Genomic DNA, 15,641 nt, shown 5'->3' on the forward strand with positions numbered 1-15,641 from the left:
CCGAGAAACTCATCGGCGCGGGCTGCGTATATTACGCTTTTCGCCCTGAGAGTCAACCGTTTATTTCGCTTTCCTCTCGCTGACCCGGCGACTTGTCAGTCGTTGTTCCCGGTCAGTGGAGGCGCATTATAGGGAGTTCTCGGCGGGCCGCAACCCCTATTTTCAATATTTTTTCCGACCGTTGAATGTTTAACCAAAACACCGTTAAAGCGGCAGTTTTTTCAACGATTTAAAGCCGTAGCCCTGCAAAACGGGCAATAAAGCGTCAGTATCTTCATTTAACGCCATGCAATACGCCAGATTCTCTTCCTGGCTTGAGACCAGATTTTCCTGCGTCGAGATGAGCCAGGCGGTACGACGGGCAATCGCCGCACCGGAATCCACCAGCCGGGTGCCTTCCGGCAACACCTGCATCAGCTCTTCAGCTAATAGAGGAAAATGAGTACAGCCCAGCACGACGGTATCCGGCGGCTCGCGCATGCTCAGCCACGGATGCAGGATCTTCTTCAGCACCGGCAGCGGCACGGCTTCGCCGTGCAGCTTGGCCTCCGCCAGCTCCACCAGCTCTGAAGAGCCCAGCAGCTCAATCTTGCAGTCGGTAGCGAAACGGGAAATCAGTTCGTGGGTGTAGCTGCGCTGTACGGTGCCGCGAGTCGCCAACAGGCCGACAATGCCATTGACGGTAAGACGGGCGGCAGGCTTGATGGCGGGTACCACGCCCACGACCGGGAAACTGAAGCGCTCGCGCAGGGCCGGCAAAGAGACGGTGCTGGCAGTGTTACAGGCAATGACGACAATCGCCAGAGGATGCCGCTGCTGCACTGCGCCGACAATCTCCACCACGCGCTCAACGATAAACTCTTCGGACTTCTCGCCGTAGGGGAACGCCACGTTGTCGAAAGCGTATATATAGTGGAGATCCGGCAGCAACTGCCGAATCTCTTGATATACCGACAGCCCGCCGACGCCGGAATCGAAAACCAGCACCGTCGGGCGAGGTGTGGCGGTGCTGTTAGAAGGTATAGCTTCCAGTGAGGTAGTATTCTCTTCCTGGAGTAGCGTAGCCATAGGCCGTCTCATAATCTTTATCAAACAGGTTGGCAATTCTACCACGAACTGTCAGATGAGATGTGACCGGATACGAAACTGCGAGATCCCACAGGCTCACGCCGCCAAGTTTAACCGTCGGGCTTGGATAAACGCCATAATCCTTGTCGTAGCGCTCACCTAAGTATTGATAGGTCACTGCCCAGTCAAAGTCGTACAGCTGCCAATCCAGCTCATATTTCACCTGTTGTTTCGCGCGGCGCAGCAGCACTTCGTTGGTTTTAGCATTGCGCGGGTCGACATAATCGTAACCAATCTGATGCGTCAACGGGCCGGTTTCAAAAGAAGCGGTGGCCTCTACGCCCTTAATGGTCGCCTTACCGATATTGTAATAACGGTAACTCACCGGATCGCTGTCAATCAGGTTATCGATATCGTTGCGATAACCGGAAACGCGCCAGGTCACCGGCCCGGTCAAACCTTCGAAGCCGCCTTCCCACTGTTTGCTTTCTTCCGGCTTCAAGTTGCTATTGCCATAAGTGGTACTAAACAGCTGGTTCATGTTTGGCGCTTTAAACGCGGTGCCATAGGAAGCGATGAAGCGGTATCCTTCGATGAACTCCCAGGCCGCGCTGGTTTGCCACGTGCCGTGCCAGCCGAACTCCGAATTATCGTCGCCGCGCGCGGCAGCCTCAAGCGTCACCGGCCCCACCAGTTGCTGCCCGGTCAGATAGATGCCGGTATTGCGCTGGCTTCTCTCGCGGCTGACGGACGCGGTGCCCGGTTTGATCTGTTGATCCTGCCAGTCGGCACCCGCACTGACGGTGCCTTGAGCCACCTTGAAAGTATTGCCCCACTGCAGATTGTATTGCTCCGAATCATCCAGGCTGGAGGAGATCGCATACTGCCCTTTGCGCGGATCGTAATTGTAGTCTTTGCTGTGGCTATAGCTTCCCACTAACTGCGTGGCGTAAATCCCTTCCTGATAGCGCAACCCGGTGTCCCAAGTTTGACTATACAGTTTGCGCGTATCCGGCAGACCGGTGATATTGAAATTTTTATCGTAAGAATAAAAGCCGTCGTAGCCCGTACGGTTGTCGTAGCCATATCCACGCACAAAGCCGCTGATTTGCTCGTTGAACCGGTGCTGTACCGCCCCATATAGCGATTTGCTCATGAAGCCATCGCGATCGGGCTGCGGAATGCTGGTGTTGCCTTCAGCCACCACATCATACCCTTTGGTATAAGTGTAATTCCCTGCCACCGTCGCCACGGTGCTGTCGCCCAGCTGTTGCTGGGTCGACGCGTCATAGGCCTGATAGCCGTTGGAGCCGACGCCTGCAGAGAGCGTAGTACCGTTCTTTTCACGCGTGGTGATGATGTTGACCACGCCGCCGATGGCGTCGGAACCGTACACCGCCGAGCGCGGGCCGCGAATGTATTCGACTTTCTGCACCAGCGAAATCGGGATTTGGCTGAGATCGGAAGAGCCGCTGACGCCCGCCTGGTTAAGGCGAATGCCGTCGATCAATACCAAGACATGGCTGGAGTTGGTGCCGCGAATAAACAGTGAGCTCTTTTGCCCCAGCCCGCCGTTTTGGCCGATGTCCACGCCCGGCAAACGGCGCATCACGTCGGTCAGGCTCTTGGCCTGCCAACGATCGATATCGTTACGGGTGACGATAGAAGTCGGCGCCAGCACGGAAGAAACCGGCTGCGGGAAGCGGTTGGCGGTCACCACCAGGTTATCGCCATTCGTGGCTGTCGTGTTGTCTTGCGCCCATCCAGAAAAAGCCGTGACGGAGGAGACCACCGCCAGCAGCGTATTTTTTGTAATTGTCATGAGAAAAGCATCCAAACTTAATTGGCGGATGCCGCAGGATCATGGCCGGTAGATCGCGACGGCCACGGACATTGCGACGTAACACCGGCAGGTCTTCGGGCTTGGGATTTGCGGGCCGCGGGGTGCAACCGGCAACGGGCGATGACTTCCCATCCTGCAGTGGACAGTGTCTGCGTCGAAACGCTATCGCCGTGACTTCCCCTTACCGCTGCGCGTCAGCTCCGGATTCACACCGGATTCCCTTTTCACTCGCTGCTTGAGGCCGGACGGCAATGCTACGATCAATGAAAATAGATGTCTAGACTGCTACTAATGTTACAAATAATAAACGCGACAAAACTGGACTTCACGGGCTGATTCCCTACAATCCCCGCTGATCAAATTTGCCTGACGAGAAGACACACATGACGCCCGAGAATTTGCCTATTGAACGTTACGATGACCAACTGGCGGAGAAAGTCGCCCGCCTGAAGACGTTGATGTCACCGTTCGCGGCGCCCGAGCCGGAAGTGTTCCGCTCGCCAGTCGCCCACTACCGCATGCGCGCCGAATTCCGCATCTGGCACGACGCGGACGACATGTACCACATCATGTTCGATCAGCAGACCAAGCAGCGTATTCGCGTCGATCAATTCCCGGCCGCCAGCGAACTGATCAACCGCCTGATGAGCGCCCTGATCGCCGCGCTGAAACCGGAGCCGATCCTGCGCCACAAGCTGTTCCAGATCGATTATCTGTCGACGCAAAGCGGCAAAATCATCGCCTCGCTGCTGTACCACCGCAAGCTGGATGACGTTTGGCAACGGCGCGCCGAGCAGCTGCGTGACGAACTGCGCGCTCAGGGTTTCGATCTGCAGCTGATCGGCCGGGCGTCGAAGACCAAAATCATGCTCGACCAGGATTATGTCGACGAAGTGCTGCCGGTCGCCGGCCGCGACATGATCTACCGCCAGGTGGAAAACAGCTTCACTCAGCCCAACGCGGCCATGAACGTGCAGATGCTGGAATGGGCGCTGGCGGTGACCGCCGGTTCCAAAGGCGATTTGCTGGAGCTGTATTGCGGCAACGGCAACTTCTCGCTGGCGCTGGCGCGCAATTTCGAGCGCGTCCTGGCGACCGAGATCGCCAAACCGTCGGTGGCAGCGGCGCAATACAACATCGCTGCCAACCATATCGACAATGTGCAGATCATCCGCATGGCGGCGGAAGACTTCACCCAGGCGATGAACGGGGTGCGCGAATTCAACCGGTTGAAGGGCATCGATCTGAGCGGCTACAACTGCGAGACGATTTTCGTCGATCCGCCGCGCAGCGGGCTGGACGATGAAACGGTGAAGATGGTGCAGGCCTACCCGCGCATTCTGTATATCTCATGCAACCCGGAAACGCTGTGCGCCAACCTGGAAACGCTGCAGGCCACGCACCGGGTCAGCCGCCTGGCGCTGTTCGATCAGTTCCCGTATACCCATCACATGGAATGCGGCGTGCTGCTGGAAAAGCGCTGCTGATACGACAGGGGCGCCATCATGGCGCCCCGGTGCATTACGACTCTTGAGTCGGCGCATCCGGCGCCTTGCGCGCCTTCAGTTTTACTCCGATCCACAGTACCAGCGCCACGCAGATCACCGACGGCAGGAAGTTGGAACCGATCTGCGGGTATTCGGCGCGCACGATGGCGCTGTACATCAGCAGCCCCAGCAGGAAACAGGCCGCCGCCAGCTTCGGCATGCCGTCCGGCATAGCGCGGTTCAGGTAACGCTGATGCAGGCAGTACACCGCCAGCACCAATGCGATCAGCGGGAAGATCGAAAACGGCACCACCGAGCTGAACAGCGCGGCAAAGGAACCGTTGATCGAAAGGCCGGCAATCAACGCCAGCAGTAAGGTGCCATTTTCACGGCCTGGTTTTTCCATCACTTTTTACCTTTTTTATACGTGGGACACAGAAGCTTTTTCTTGTTCGCGGCGATACCAGTAATACGCCCCTTTGGAGATCATCCGCAGCTGCAGCACCAGCCGTTCTTCCAGCTGCTGCCGCTGCTCGACGTCGATATCCAGCGCTTCCGCGCCGGCGCTGAACACGATGGTGACCATCGCCTCCGCCTGCGCTTCGGTAAAGCTGCGCGGCATGTGGTTTTCCAACTCGAGGTAGTCCGCCAGTTCGGCGATGAAATGCTGGATCTCGCGCGCCACCGCCGCACGGAATGCCGCCGACGTGCCGGAGCGCTCGCGCAGCAGCAGGCGGAAGGCGTTCGGGTTGTTGCCGATAAATTCCATAAAGGTGGACACCGAGGTGCGGATCACGCTGCCGCCCTTGGCGATGCGTTGGCGCGCCTGGCGCATCAACTGACGCAGCATCAGGCCGCTTTCGTCCACCATGGTCAGCCCCAGCTCATCCACATCGCGGAAATGGCGGTAAAACGACGTGGGCGCGATGCCCGCCTCGCGTGAAACTTCCCGCAGGCTCAGGCTGGCGAAGCTGCGTTCGGCGCTCAGCTGGCTGAATGCGGCTTCGATCAGGGAACGACGAGTCCGTTCTTTTTGTTGTGCTCTGACGCCCATATGCATATCCGGATAGGTTCCATTCTCTCAGTCTAACGCCCTAGACTCGGCAATATAGCAAATTTTATTGCAACAGCATTTATACTAACGCGCTCTATCACACTTCCGCCCTGAGCCGATTGTGCTTTGCCTCAAAAAGCCTAATGGTGATTGGGTGAGCAGCGCTATGATGTTAAGATACCGTTGTAATCTTGTATAAAAAAACAGGTCTCTCCTACATGCAACAGCACTATCAATTTGATGCCATTGTGATTGGCTCGGGCCCTGGTGGTGAAGGTGCCGCCATGGGGCTGGTGAAACAGGGCGCCCGCGTGGCCGTTATCGAACGGTACAACAACGTAGGCGGCGGATGTACCCACTGGGGCACCATCCCTTCCAAAGCCCTCCGCCACGCCGTCAGCCGCATTATCGAATTCAACCAGAACCCGCTTTACAACAACTCGCGCACGCTCAGCGCGACCTTCCCTGACATTTTACGCCACGCCGATAACGTCATCAGCCAGCAGACCCGCATGCGCCAAGGCTTCTATGAGCGGAACCAGTGCAAACTGTTCGCCGGCGACGCGCGCTTCATCGACGCCAACACCGTCAGCGTCAGCTACATGGACGGCACCCAGGACACCATCCGCGCCGACCACATCGTGATCGCCTGCGGCTCGCGCCCTTACCATCCGGCCAGCGTCGATTTCAATCACCCGCGCATCTACGACAGCGATTCCATTCTCGAGCTGAGCCATGAACCGCGCCACGTGATCATTTACGGCGCCGGGGTGATCGGCTGCGAATACGCGTCTATCTTCCGCGGCCTGAACGTCAAGGTGGATCTGATCAACACCCGCGATCGCCTGCTGGCGTTCCTCGATCAGGAGATGTCGGATTCGCTCTCTTACCACTTCTGGAACAACGGCGTGGTGATCCGCCACAACGAGGAGTTCGAGAAGATTGAAGGCACCGAAGACGGCGTGATCGTACACCTGAAATCCGGCAAGAAGGTGAAAGCGGACTGCCTGCTGTACGCCAACGGCCGTACCGGCAACACCGATTCGCTGGGGTTGGAAAACGTCGGCCTGGAATCGGACAGCCGCGGGCTGCTGAAGGTGAACAGCATGTACCAAACCGCGCTGTCGCACATCTACGCGGTCGGTGACGTGATCGGCTATCCGAGCCTGGCTTCCGCCGCCTACGATCAGGGCCGCATCGCCGCGCAGGCGATCGCTTCCGGCGAAGCCAGCGGTCACTTAATCGAAGATATCCCGACCGGCATCTACACCATTCCGGAAATCAGCTCCGTCGGCAAAACCGAGCAGGAACTGACGGCGATGAAGGTGCCGTATGAAGTGGGACGCGCCCAGTTCAAACATCTGGCGCGCGCGCAGATCGCCGGGATGAACGTCGGCAGCCTGAAGATCCTGTTCCATCGCGACACCCTGCAGATCCTCGGGATCCACTGCTTCGGCGAGCGTGCGGCGGAGATCATCCACATCGGTCAGGCGATCATGGAACAGAAAGGTGAAGGCAATACTATCGAGTATTTCGTTAATACGACCTTCAACTATCCGACCATGGCCGAAGCCTACCGGGTGGCGGCGCTTAACGGCTTAAACCGCCTGTTTTAACGCGTTGTCGATGTAGCCCTGCATGTGCTCGCGGATCGCTTCGGCCAACTGCTCATAACGGCTGCGCAGTGGGGAACCGGGGCGATACACCAACGCGATGGTGCGCTTCGGTTCCGGCTTGTAGCAATCCAGATAGCAGACGCCGTCGCGTTCGCGCTGCGGCGGCACCGCCAGTGACGGCAGCAGGGTAATGCCGCTGCCGGCCGCGACCATATTGCGCAGCGTTTCCAGACTGGTGGCGCGGAAGTGGGTATCCTCGTCCGCGCCCGCCTGGAAGCAGAAGCCCATCGCCTGATCGCGCAGGCAGTGGCCATCTTCCAGCATCAGCAGCTTCTCTCCCGCCAAATCCGGCATCGCCACGCGCTCGCGCTGCGCCCACGGGTGATCGGAATACACCGCCAGCTTCATCGGTTCATCGAACAGAGGCACTTCGATAAACGCCTCGGTTTCCTTCACCAATGCCAGAATGGCGCAGTCCAATTTGCCGCTGTCGAGTTGCGCCAGCAGTTGCTGGGTTTGCGCTTCGTGCAGGTACATTTCCAGTTTCGGGAAAGTTTTGTGCAGCGTCGGGATGATCTGCGGCAGCAGATAAGGCCCCACGGTCGGGATCAGGCCGATGTGCAGCGGCCCGGACATGGCTTCGCCCTGCTGGCTGGCCATCTCCTTCAATACTTTCACTTCGCGCAGCACGGTACGCGCCTGCTCCACCAGCAACAGACCCGCCTGGGTGAACAGCACCTTGCGGCTGGTGCGCTCGAGCAGCATGACGCCCAACTCGTCTTCCAGCTTGCGGATCTGCCCGCTCAGCGTGGGCTGGCTCACATGGCATGAATCGGCCGCACGGCGGAAGTGCCGGTGCTCGGCCAAGGCGACCAGATACTCTAAATCACGAATATTCATTGTTTCCCTCCATTCCATGATAGCTCATGGCGATAGATAAGATAGCAATGAGCGATTAGATCTATCAAGCCCCAGCGACAATAATGTGTCCCAACGAAGCGATATCGCGCTAAATGCTAAAAATTACTTTTCCTAATTAAGGGGTTAATCAATGTTTACCAGTCAAGAAGGCAAGAAAGTTCCTCAGGTTACTTTCCACACCCGTCAGGGCGACCAATGGATTGATGTGACCACTGATGACCTGTTCAAAAACAAAACGGTCATCGTGTTCTCGCTGCCGGGCGCGTTCACGCCGACCTGCTCTTCGAGCCATCTGCCGCGCTACAACGAGCTGTCCAGCGTATTCAAACAGCACGGTGTCGACGGTATTCTGTGCGTCTCGGTGAACGACACCTTCGTGATGAACGCCTGGAAAGCCGATCAGCATGCGGAAAACATCACCTTCGTGCCGGACGGCAACGGTGAATTCACCAAAGGCATGAACATGCTGGTCGAGAAAGCGGATCTGGGCTTTGGCCCACGTTCATGGCGCTACTCGATGCTGGTGCGCGACGGCGTGGTCGAGAAAATGTTCGTCGAACCGAACAAACCGGGCGACCCGTTTGAGGTGTCCGACGCCGACACCATGCTGAAATACCTGGCGCCGGAATTCAAAGTGCAGGAGTCGGTCTCCCTGTTCACCAAACCAGGCTGCCCATTCTGCGCCAAAGCCAAACAGATGCTGCAAGAACGCGGCATTCAGTATGAAGAGATCGTGCTGGGCAAAGACGCCACCACCGTCAGCCTGCGCGCCGTCAGCGGCCGCGCCACGGTGCCGCAAGTGTTCATCGGCGGCCGTCACATCGGTGGCAGCGACGATCTGGAAACTTTCCTGTCAGCTTAATAAGTAATAACAAAGCCAACGTGAACTTTGGCGGGCTACGGCCCGCCCTTTTTTTACCTTTCAGGAGCGGATATGAAACTGTTGAACGTTGATGTCGCGGTCATCGGCGGCGGCACCGCAGGGCTCGGCGCCTATCGCGCGGCCAAACGGTCTACCCCCAGCGTGGTGATGATCGAAGGCGGGCCTTACGGCACCACCTGTGCGCGCGTTGGCTGTATGCCATCCAAGTTGCTGATCGCCGCTGCCGAAGCGGTGCATCAAATCGAACGCGCGCCGGGCTTTGGCGTGCACCCAACCGGTAAAACGCGTATCGACGGGCGCGAAGTGATGGCGCGCGTCAAGCGCGAACGCGATCGCTTCGTCGGTTTCGTGCTGGAAGGCGTGGATGAGATCCCGGCCGGCGACAAAATTCAGGGCTATGCCCGCTTTATCGACGACAACACGCTGCAGGTCGATGACCATACGCGCATCGTGGCGCAGCGCATTGTGATCGCCACCGGCTCCCGCCCCAGCTGGCCGGCGCCGTGGAGCGAACTGGGCGATCGTCTGATCGTCAACGACGACCTGTTCAACTGGGATGATTTGCCGCAGTCCGTAGCGGTATTCGGCCCCGGCGTCATCGGGCTCGAGCTGGGGCAAGCGCTGCACCGCCTCGGCGTCGACACCAAGGTCTTCGGCATCGGCGGCGCGGTCGGGCCGCTCACCGACAGCGCCGTGCGCGACTACGCCGTCAAAGCACTGGGGGAAGAGTTCTATCTCGACGCCGACGTGAAGGTAGAGATGATGCAGCGCGAAGGCGACAAGGTGTTTATCCGCTATCGGGACCTGCAGGGCCAACCGCAGGAGATCCTGGTGGACTACGTGCTGGCCGCCACCGGCCGCCGCCCCAACGTCGATCGGCTGGGCCTCGAAAACACCGGCTTACAGCTTGACGCCCGAGGCGTACCGCTGGCCGACCGCCTGACGATGCAAACCAGCGTGCCGCATATTTTCATCGCCGGCGACGCCAGCAACCAACTGCCGCTGCTGCATGAGGCCAGCGATCAGGCACGCATCGCCGGTGCCAACGCCGGCAGCTTCCCGGAGATCAATCCGGGCCTGCGCCGCAGCGCGATTTCGGTGGTGTTCTCCGATCCGCAGATCGCCATGGTCGGCTCAACCTTCCGCGAGCTGAGCGAGAAGTTCAGCGCCTGCGGCTGCTTTGAAGTGGGCAACGTCTCGTTTGAGAATCAGGGTCGCTCGCGGGTGATGCTGCGCAACAAAGGCATTCTGCACGTCTACGGCGAGCAAGGCACCGGCCGTTTCCTCGGCGCGGAAATGATCGGCCCGGACGCCGAACACATCGCACACCTGCTGGCCTGGGCGCACCAGCAGCAGATGACCGTCGATCAGATGCTGGACATGCCGTTCTATCATCCGGTGATCGAAGAAGGTTTGCGCACCGCGCTGCGCGATCTGCAGGCGAAGCTCAAACTCGGCACGGCCGAAATCGAGCGCTGCCAGCGCTGCCCGGGCGAATAACCTCTCATTCTCCGTTCATCCCCACCGGGCCTTCAGGCCCGGTTTTCTTGCACAGCACTTCCCTCCCTCCTCTTGCCTCACGGCCCTTCTGCGCTCATTTTTTATGCGCCGACATTGAAATGATACCAATATTGATACTAAAATGAAGAAAGGAGCCAGAATGGAGGAAGAACATGGAAAGGCATGAACACTATACCTATCGCATCACCTGGTCAGCGGAAGATCGTGAATATGTCGGGCTGTGCGCCGAATTCCCCTCGTTGTCCTGGCTGGCGGCCACGCGTACCGGCGCACTGGAGGGTATCGAAAAAGTCGTGAGCGAAACGATCGCCGATATGCTGGCGCAAGGCGAAACGCCGCCGCAGGCGCTGGCGGAAAAGAACTTCAGCGGAAAACTGGTGCTGCGCATGACGCCGGAACAGCATCGCCAGCTGGCGCTCGGCGCGATGGAGGAAGGCGTGAGCCTGAACCGCTATCTGTGTGCACGTCTGGCGGGGTAAAGGTTCAAGGGCGGCGCCGGGCCGCCCTTGTCGTCGTCAGGCCAAACGCTGTTTCGCTGCGGCGATTGCCGCGGCCACCTGCTGCGGTGCGACGCCACCTTTGGCCGCACGCTTGTCCAGGCAGGATTGCAACGCCAGGATCGGGTAAACGTCGTCACCGATCGTCGCGCTAAACTGCTGCAAGTCCGCCAGCGGCAGCGCTTCCAGCGGTTTACCCTGGCGAATCGCTTCTACCACCGCCTCGCCGACGATGTGGTGCGCTTCGCGGAACGGCACGCCCTTGGCGACCAGGTAATCCGCCAGCTCTGTGGCGTTGGCATAGCCCTGCTCCGCCGCTTCCTGGCAGCGCGGGCGTTTCACCTGAATGCCGTCCAGCACCAGCGCCGCCATCTGCAGGCAGTCCATCCAGGTGTCGAGCGCGTCGAACAGCCCTTCTTTGTCTTCCTGCATGTCTTTGTTGTACGCCAGCGGCAGGCCTTTCAGCGTCATCATCATGCCGGTCAGCGCGCCCTGTACGCGGCCGCATTTGCCGCGGATCAGCTCCAGCGCGTCCGGGTTTTTCTTCTGCGGCATCAGCGAAGAGCCGGAGGTCACGCGGTCGGACAGCTCGACAAACGCCGCTTCGCCGCTGTTGAAGAAGATCAGATCTTCGGCAAAGCGCGACAGGTGCACCATGCTGATGGCGGCGTTGAACAGCAGCTCCAGCACGTGATCGCGATCGGATACGCTGTCCAAGCTGTTGCGGGTCGCCGAGGCGAAGCCCAGCCAGCTGGCCAACTGCTCGCGATCGATAGGATAAGCGGTGCCGGCCAGCGCGCCGCTGCCCAGCGGGCTGACGTCCAGCCGTTTCAGGGTATCCTGCAGACGGCTCTCATCGCGCGCCAGCATCTCGACATAGGCCAGGCACCAGTGCGCGAAAGTCACCGGCTGCGCGCGTTGCAGGTGGGTATATCCCGGCATCACCGCATCCTGGTTGGCTTCGGCGGTTTCCACCAGCGCCTGCTGCAGCTGGACGATCGCCTGATGCAGATCGCCGATCTGCTGTTTGCACCACAGCTTCAGATCGGTCGCGACCTGATCGTTGCGGCTGCGGCCGGTGTGCAGCTTCTTGCCCAAATCACCGACCTTCTCGATCAGCTTCTGCTCCACCCAGCTGTGGATGTCTTCGGCATCGCTTTGGACGATAGCCAAAGGATCGGCCTGGACCTCCGTCAGTAGCGCATTCAGCGCTTGCTCCAGCTGCTGTTGCTCCTTTGCCGTCAACACGTTAACGGTCACCAGCGCCTTCGACCAGGCCACCGAGCCCACGATATCCTGCTCCGCCAGGCGATAATCGAACCGCAGCGAATCGTTGAGTTGCTTGAACCGCTGATCCGCCGCCTGAGTGAACCGTCCACCCCAAAGTGCCATACCTTACTCCTGTCCCCGTCATACTTCGAGCCGCAGGTGTGTTGGCTGCGAGCGCTCACCCGAATCACTTACCGATGTAAGCTCATCGGGACTCTCGCCCTTGCCGCCTTCCTGCAACTCGAATTATTTAGGGTATGAATTTTATACGAAAAGGCGCAGCATGCTGCGCCCTTGCAGAGTCACGCCAATCGATTATTTATTCTTTTTCTCGTTCAACGCGCGGATGCGTGAAGACAGAGAGAACAGGCGAATAAAGCCGCCCGCGTGGCTGTGATCGTAAACTTCGTCTTCGCCGAAGGTAGCGAACTCTTCGGAGTACAGGCTGTTGGCCGATTTCTTCTGGGTCGCCGTCACCTGGCCTTTGTACAGCTGCAGCACGACTTCCCCGTTCACCTCTTCAGCCAGCGCTTCGGCAGAAGCCTGCAGCGAGCGGCGCAGCGGCGCAAACCAACGGCCGTCGTACACCACATAGGACATCTCCAGGCCCAGCTGCTCGCGCCATTTGAAGCTGTCGCGATCCAGCACCAACTGCTCGACGGCGCGCAGCGCCGCCACCATGATGGTGCCCCCCGGGGTTTCATAGCAGCCGCGGGATTTGATGCCCACCAGGCGGTTTTCCACGATGTCGATACGGCCGACGCCGTGCTTGGCGCCCAGCGCGTTCAGGGTTTCCAGGCACTGGTACGGCGACAGCGCTTTACCGTTAACCGCCACAACGCGGCCTTTCTCAACGGTGACGGTCACCTGCTCAGGCTGGTCCGGCGCTTCCTGCGGATCGACGGTCCATACCCAGCAATCTTTGTTCGGCGCATTCCACGGGCTTTCCAGCACGCCGCCTTCGGTGGAAATGTGCCAGGCGTTTTCATCGCGGCTGTAGATCTTCTCCAACGACGCGGTAGTCGGGATGTTGCGCTCTTTCAGGTAATCCAGCAGCGCTTCACGGGAACGCAGGTTCCACTCACGCCACGGCGCCACCACTTTCAGCTGCGGTGCCAGCGCGGTGTAGGTGGTCTCGAAGCGCACCTGGTCGTTGCCTTTGCCGGTCGCACCGTGGCACAGCGCGTCGGCGCCCACTTTCAACGCCAGCTCGACCTGCGCCTTGGCGATGATCGGCCGCGCCATCGACGTGCCCAGCAGGTAGCTGCCTTCGTACAGGGCGCCGGTCTGCAGCACCGGATAAACGTAATCGCGGATAAATTCTTCACGCAGATCCACCACGTGACATTCAGAGGCACCGGACTGCAGGGCTTTTTGCTCCACGCCTTCCAGATCGCTGCGCTCCTGACCGATGTCCGCCACGAACGCCACCACTTCACAGCCGCCGTAGTTCTCTTTCAGCCATGGAATGATGGCCGAGGTATCCAGGCCGCCGGAGTACGCCAGAACGATTTTTTTGATGCCTTGGTTTTGCATGATCTATTCCTTTCTAATTCTAAAATTAAGCGAGGATCCGGGTGCCAATCGACACGCCGTTAAACAAAGCAGGAAGCTGATCGGCATGGCGCCAGCTGGCGATATCCACCGGGCGGCCGAGGGTGCGGGCCGCGTCGAGCGCTGCATTCACCTTCACCACCATACCATCGGTGATGATGCCTTGCGCGATCAGTTGTTCCGCTTTTTGCGCCGTCATTTCCGCAATACGTTGCCCCTTGCCGTCGAGGATGCCGCTGACGTCCGACAGCAGGATCAGATCCGCCCCCAGCGTCGCCGCCAGCGCCGTCGCCGCCTGATCGGCGTTCACGTTCATTAACTGCCCATCGGCGGTGATGCCGATGGAGCTGACCACCGGCAGATAGCCGGCACTCAGCAGGGTATTGAGCAGCGCGGGCGAACCGGGCTGCGCGTTGCCGACGTGGCCCAATGCCGGATCGAGCGGGGTCACGACCGCGCTGCCGCCGTCCGCCAGGCTCAGGCCGACGGCGTTGATTTGATGTTTAATCGCCCACGCCAGCAGCGTTTTGTTAGCGGTGCCGGCCAGCGCGCCGGTGATGATGTCGATCTGATCGGCCGGCGTGACCCGCAGGCCGTTCTTTTTCACCACCGGCAAAGAGAGCTGCTTCATCAGTTCGTCTACCACGCAGCCGCCGCCGTGCACGATCACCAGCGGGCGCTGATGCTGCTGGCGGTAGCTGTCCAGCGCGGTAAACAGACGCTCCAGCGCTTCTTCACTGTCTAATAACACGCCACCTAACTTGATAATTAACGGGTTCATTGCTGTTTACTCACGCTGGTTTAAAGGAGTGACTGGGTTTCCGGGAAGCCGAAACGGATATTCAGGCATTGCACCGCCTGCGCCGCCGCGCCTTTCAGCAGGTTGTCTTCCACCGCTACGGCGATCAGATGCTCGCCCTGCACCGCAAAACCGATGTCGCAGAACGGCAGCCCCACCACCGCTTTCAGCGCCGGCACGCCCTGGTCGTACAACCGCACCAGCGGCTTGTCGTCATAGGCGGCGTGATAGGCGGCTGCGACGTCCTGCGCGGTCACGCCGGCTTTCAGGCGGCAGGTGATGGTTTCAAGGATGCCGCGCGGGAAATTGCCCAGGTGCGGCGTAAAGATGACCGGCACGCCCAGGTGCGCGGCGATCTCCGGCTGGTGCCGATGAGTGAAAATACCGTATGGCTGCAGGCTCACTTCGCAGAAGCTGGTGGTCATGCTGGCCTTGCGCCCGGCGCCGCTGACGCCGCTGGTGGCGTTAATCACCGGCCACTGGTCGAGGTTCAGCAGCTGTTTTTCGATCAACGGTTTCAGCGCCAGCTGCGCCGCCGTCGGGTAACAGCCCGGTACGGCAATCAGCTGCGCCTGTTTAATCTTGTCGCTCTGCCATTCCGCCAGGCCGTATACCGCCTGCTCCAGCAGGGCGCCATGCCGATGTTCGAAACCGTAGTACTGGCTATAAAAACCGGCGTCCTGCACGCGGAAGGCGCCCGATAGGTCGAACACCACGCAGCCCGCCGCCAGGAAGGCCGGTGCGATATCGTGGCTGACTTCATGGGCGGTGGCGAGGAACACCACGTCGATGCCCTGCGCCGCCTTGGCAACGTCGGTCAACGGCTGCAGCGGCAGATCGACGATGCCTTTCAACTGGGGATGGAGATCGGAAAGCAACTTTCCTGCATCTGCACTTTGCGCTGAAACCGCTAAAGCGGTTATGTTCATGTGTGGGTGGCGATTCAGGTAAGCCGTGAGCTCCGCTCCGGCGTAACCGCTGGCACCAACGATCAGCGTATTCAACATGTGGCCTTTCACCTTCTAAACTGACGTGCGGTCGCTTGAGACCCAGGTAACAGGGCTAGCCAGCGTTGTTGCGCCGTTCACCCACGGAGCCAGGCGTTGATGCTTTTATAAACATCCGGGTG

General features: G+C 59.4%; 14 protein-coding genes and 1 riboswitch. Of the genes, 5 read left to right on the forward strand and 9 right to left on the reverse strand.

All coding sequences use genetic code 11. From position 1 onward, the window contains the following. Positions 1–204 precede the first annotated feature (204 nt). Together murI and btuB are read right to left on the reverse strand one after the other, a co-directional pair. Positions 205–1,068 carry a glutamate racemase gene (murI, locus tag ACUTSC_RS21760; RefSeq protein ID WP_060424947.1) on the reverse strand — a complete coding sequence of 288 codons (864 nt, stop codon included), beginning with the start codon at positions 1,066–1,068 and terminating at the stop codon, positions 205–207. Then, positions 1,013–2,890, reverse strand: a complete 1,878-nt coding sequence (btuB, locus tag ACUTSC_RS21765) for a TonB-dependent vitamin B12 receptor BtuB (protein ID WP_060424950.1) — start codon at positions 2,888–2,890, stop codon at positions 1,013–1,015. The genes murI and btuB overlap by 56 nt, the downstream gene beginning before the upstream one ends. A 69-nt stretch (positions 2,891–2,959) precedes the next feature. Further along, positions 2,960–3,179, reverse strand: a riboswitch (cobalamin riboswitch). A 115-nt stretch (positions 3,180–3,294) separates the two neighbouring features. Here btuB and trmA point away from each other — a divergent pair. After that, the gene (gene trmA, locus ACUTSC_RS21770; RefSeq protein ID WP_197768758.1) at positions 3,295–4,398 is read left to right on the forward strand and encodes a tRNA (uridine(54)-C5)-methyltransferase TrmA; all 1,104 of its coding nucleotides are present in this window, start codon (positions 3,295–3,297) and stop codon (positions 4,396–4,398) included. 34 nt (positions 4,399–4,432) lie between these two features. Here the strand turns inward: trmA and ACUTSC_RS21775 are convergent, their stop codons facing one another. Next, a complete protein-coding gene (locus ACUTSC_RS21775; RefSeq protein WP_049201879.1) occupies positions 4,433–4,804 on the reverse strand; it encodes a YijD family membrane protein in 372 nt (123 codons plus the stop codon). A gap of 15 nt (positions 4,805–4,819) precedes the next feature. Further along, positions 4,820–5,452: an HTH-type transcriptional repressor FabR gene (fabR, locus tag ACUTSC_RS21780; protein ID WP_004931044.1), complete on the reverse strand. Its 633-nt coding sequence runs from the start codon at positions 5,450–5,452 to the stop codon at positions 4,820–4,822. 218 nt (positions 5,453–5,670) lie between these two features. On the opposite strand from fabR, the gene sthA reads away from it, so the two are divergent. After that, on the forward strand, positions 5,671–7,068 hold the full coding sequence (gene sthA, locus ACUTSC_RS21785) for a Si-specific NAD(P)(+) transhydrogenase (protein ID WP_004931047.1): 1,398 nt from the start codon (positions 5,671–5,673) through the stop codon (positions 7,066–7,068). On the opposite strand, the gene oxyR is transcribed toward sthA, so the two are convergent. Continuing rightward, entirely contained in the window at positions 7,051–7,968 is a 918-nt protein-coding gene (oxyR, locus tag ACUTSC_RS21790) for a DNA-binding transcriptional regulator OxyR (RefSeq protein ID WP_033636422.1), read from the reverse strand. The genes sthA and oxyR overlap by 18 nt on opposite strands. 151 nt (positions 7,969–8,119) lie before the next feature. On the opposite strand from oxyR, the gene ACUTSC_RS21795 reads away from it, so the two are divergent. From ACUTSC_RS21795 to ACUTSC_RS21805, 3 genes are all read left to right on the forward strand, one after another. Continuing rightward, positions 8,120–8,851 carry a glutathione peroxidase gene (locus ACUTSC_RS21795; RefSeq protein WP_019452251.1) on the forward strand — a complete coding sequence of 244 codons (732 nt, stop codon included), beginning with the start codon at positions 8,120–8,122 and terminating at the stop codon, positions 8,849–8,851. A gap of 72 nt (positions 8,852–8,923) precedes the next feature. Beyond that, positions 8,924–10,372, forward strand: a complete 1,449-nt coding sequence (locus ACUTSC_RS21800; protein WP_197768760.1) for a dihydrolipoyl dehydrogenase — start codon at positions 8,924–8,926, stop codon at positions 10,370–10,372. 173 nt (positions 10,373–10,545) lie between these two features. After that, on the forward strand, positions 10,546–10,872 hold the full coding sequence (locus ACUTSC_RS21805; RefSeq protein WP_197768761.1) for a toxin-antitoxin system HicB family antitoxin: 327 nt from the start codon (positions 10,546–10,548) through the stop codon (positions 10,870–10,872). A 36-nt stretch (positions 10,873–10,908) separates the two neighbouring features. Here the strand turns inward: ACUTSC_RS21805 and argH are convergent, their stop codons facing one another. The 4 genes from argH to argC form a co-directional block, all read right to left on the reverse strand. Further along, entirely contained in the window at positions 10,909–12,282 is a 1,374-nt protein-coding gene (argH, locus tag ACUTSC_RS21810) for an argininosuccinate lyase (protein WP_197768762.1), read from the reverse strand. A 192-nt stretch (positions 12,283–12,474) separates the two neighbouring features. After that, entirely contained in the window at positions 12,475–13,695 is a 1,221-nt protein-coding gene (locus ACUTSC_RS21815) for an argininosuccinate synthase (protein WP_019452247.1), read from the reverse strand. Positions 13,696–13,720: 25 nt separating this feature from the next. Beyond that, positions 13,721–14,494, reverse strand: a complete 774-nt coding sequence (argB, locus tag ACUTSC_RS21820; RefSeq protein WP_033636427.1) for an acetylglutamate kinase — start codon at positions 14,492–14,494, stop codon at positions 13,721–13,723. A 20-nt stretch (positions 14,495–14,514) separates the two neighbouring features. After that, on the reverse strand, positions 14,515–15,519 hold the full coding sequence (gene argC, locus ACUTSC_RS21825; RefSeq protein WP_047729622.1) for an N-acetyl-gamma-glutamyl-phosphate reductase: 1,005 nt from the start codon (positions 15,517–15,519) through the stop codon (positions 14,515–14,517). Between the last annotated feature and the right edge of the window lie 122 nt (positions 15,520–15,641).

The sequence above is a fragment of the Serratia sp. TSA_105.2 genome (assembly GCF_052692115.1).

Bases quoted from the DNA above. Each gene is read 5' to 3' on its own strand.
- ACUTSC_RS21815 (WP_019452247.1), bottom strand. From the start codon at position 13,695: ATGCAAAACCAAGGCATCAAAAAAATCGTTCTGGCGTACTCCGGCGGC.
- murI (WP_060424947.1), bottom strand. From the start codon at position 1,068: ATGGCTACGCTACTCCAGGAAGAGAATACTACCTCACTGGAAGCTATA.
- fabR (WP_004931044.1), bottom strand. From the start codon at position 5,452: ATGGGCGTCAGAGCACAACAAAAAGAACGGACTCGTCGTTCCCTGATC.
- argC (WP_047729622.1), bottom strand. From the start codon at position 15,519: ATGTTGAATACGCTGATCGTTGGTGCCAGCGGTTACGCCGGAGCGGAG.
- argH (WP_197768762.1), bottom strand. From the start codon at position 12,282: ATGGCACTTTGGGGTGGACGGTTCACTCAGGCGGCGGATCAGCGGTTC.
- argB (WP_033636427.1), bottom strand. From the start codon at position 14,494: ATGAACCCGTTAATTATCAAGTTAGGTGGCGTGTTATTAGACAGTGAA.
- oxyR (WP_033636422.1), bottom strand. From the start codon at position 7,968: ATGAATATTCGTGATTTAGAGTATCTGGTCGCCTTGGCCGAGCACCGG.
- ACUTSC_RS21795 (WP_019452251.1), top strand. From the start codon at position 8,120: ATGTTTACCAGTCAAGAAGGCAAGAAAGTTCCTCAGGTTACTTTCCAC.
- btuB (WP_060424950.1), bottom strand. From the start codon at position 2,890: ATGACAATTACAAAAAATACGCTGCTGGCGGTGGTCTCCTCCGTCACG.
- ACUTSC_RS21775 (WP_049201879.1), bottom strand. From the start codon at position 4,804: ATGGAAAAACCAGGCCGTGAAAATGGCACCTTACTGCTGGCGTTGATT.
- sthA (WP_004931047.1), top strand. From the start codon at position 5,671: ATGCAACAGCACTATCAATTTGATGCCATTGTGATTGGCTCGGGCCCT.
- ACUTSC_RS21805 (WP_197768761.1), top strand. From the start codon at position 10,546: ATGGAAAGGCATGAACACTATACCTATCGCATCACCTGGTCAGCGGAA.
- ACUTSC_RS21800 (WP_197768760.1), top strand. From the start codon at position 8,924: ATGAAACTGTTGAACGTTGATGTCGCGGTCATCGGCGGCGGCACCGCA.
- trmA (WP_197768758.1), top strand. From the start codon at position 3,295: ATGACGCCCGAGAATTTGCCTATTGAACGTTACGATGACCAACTGGCG.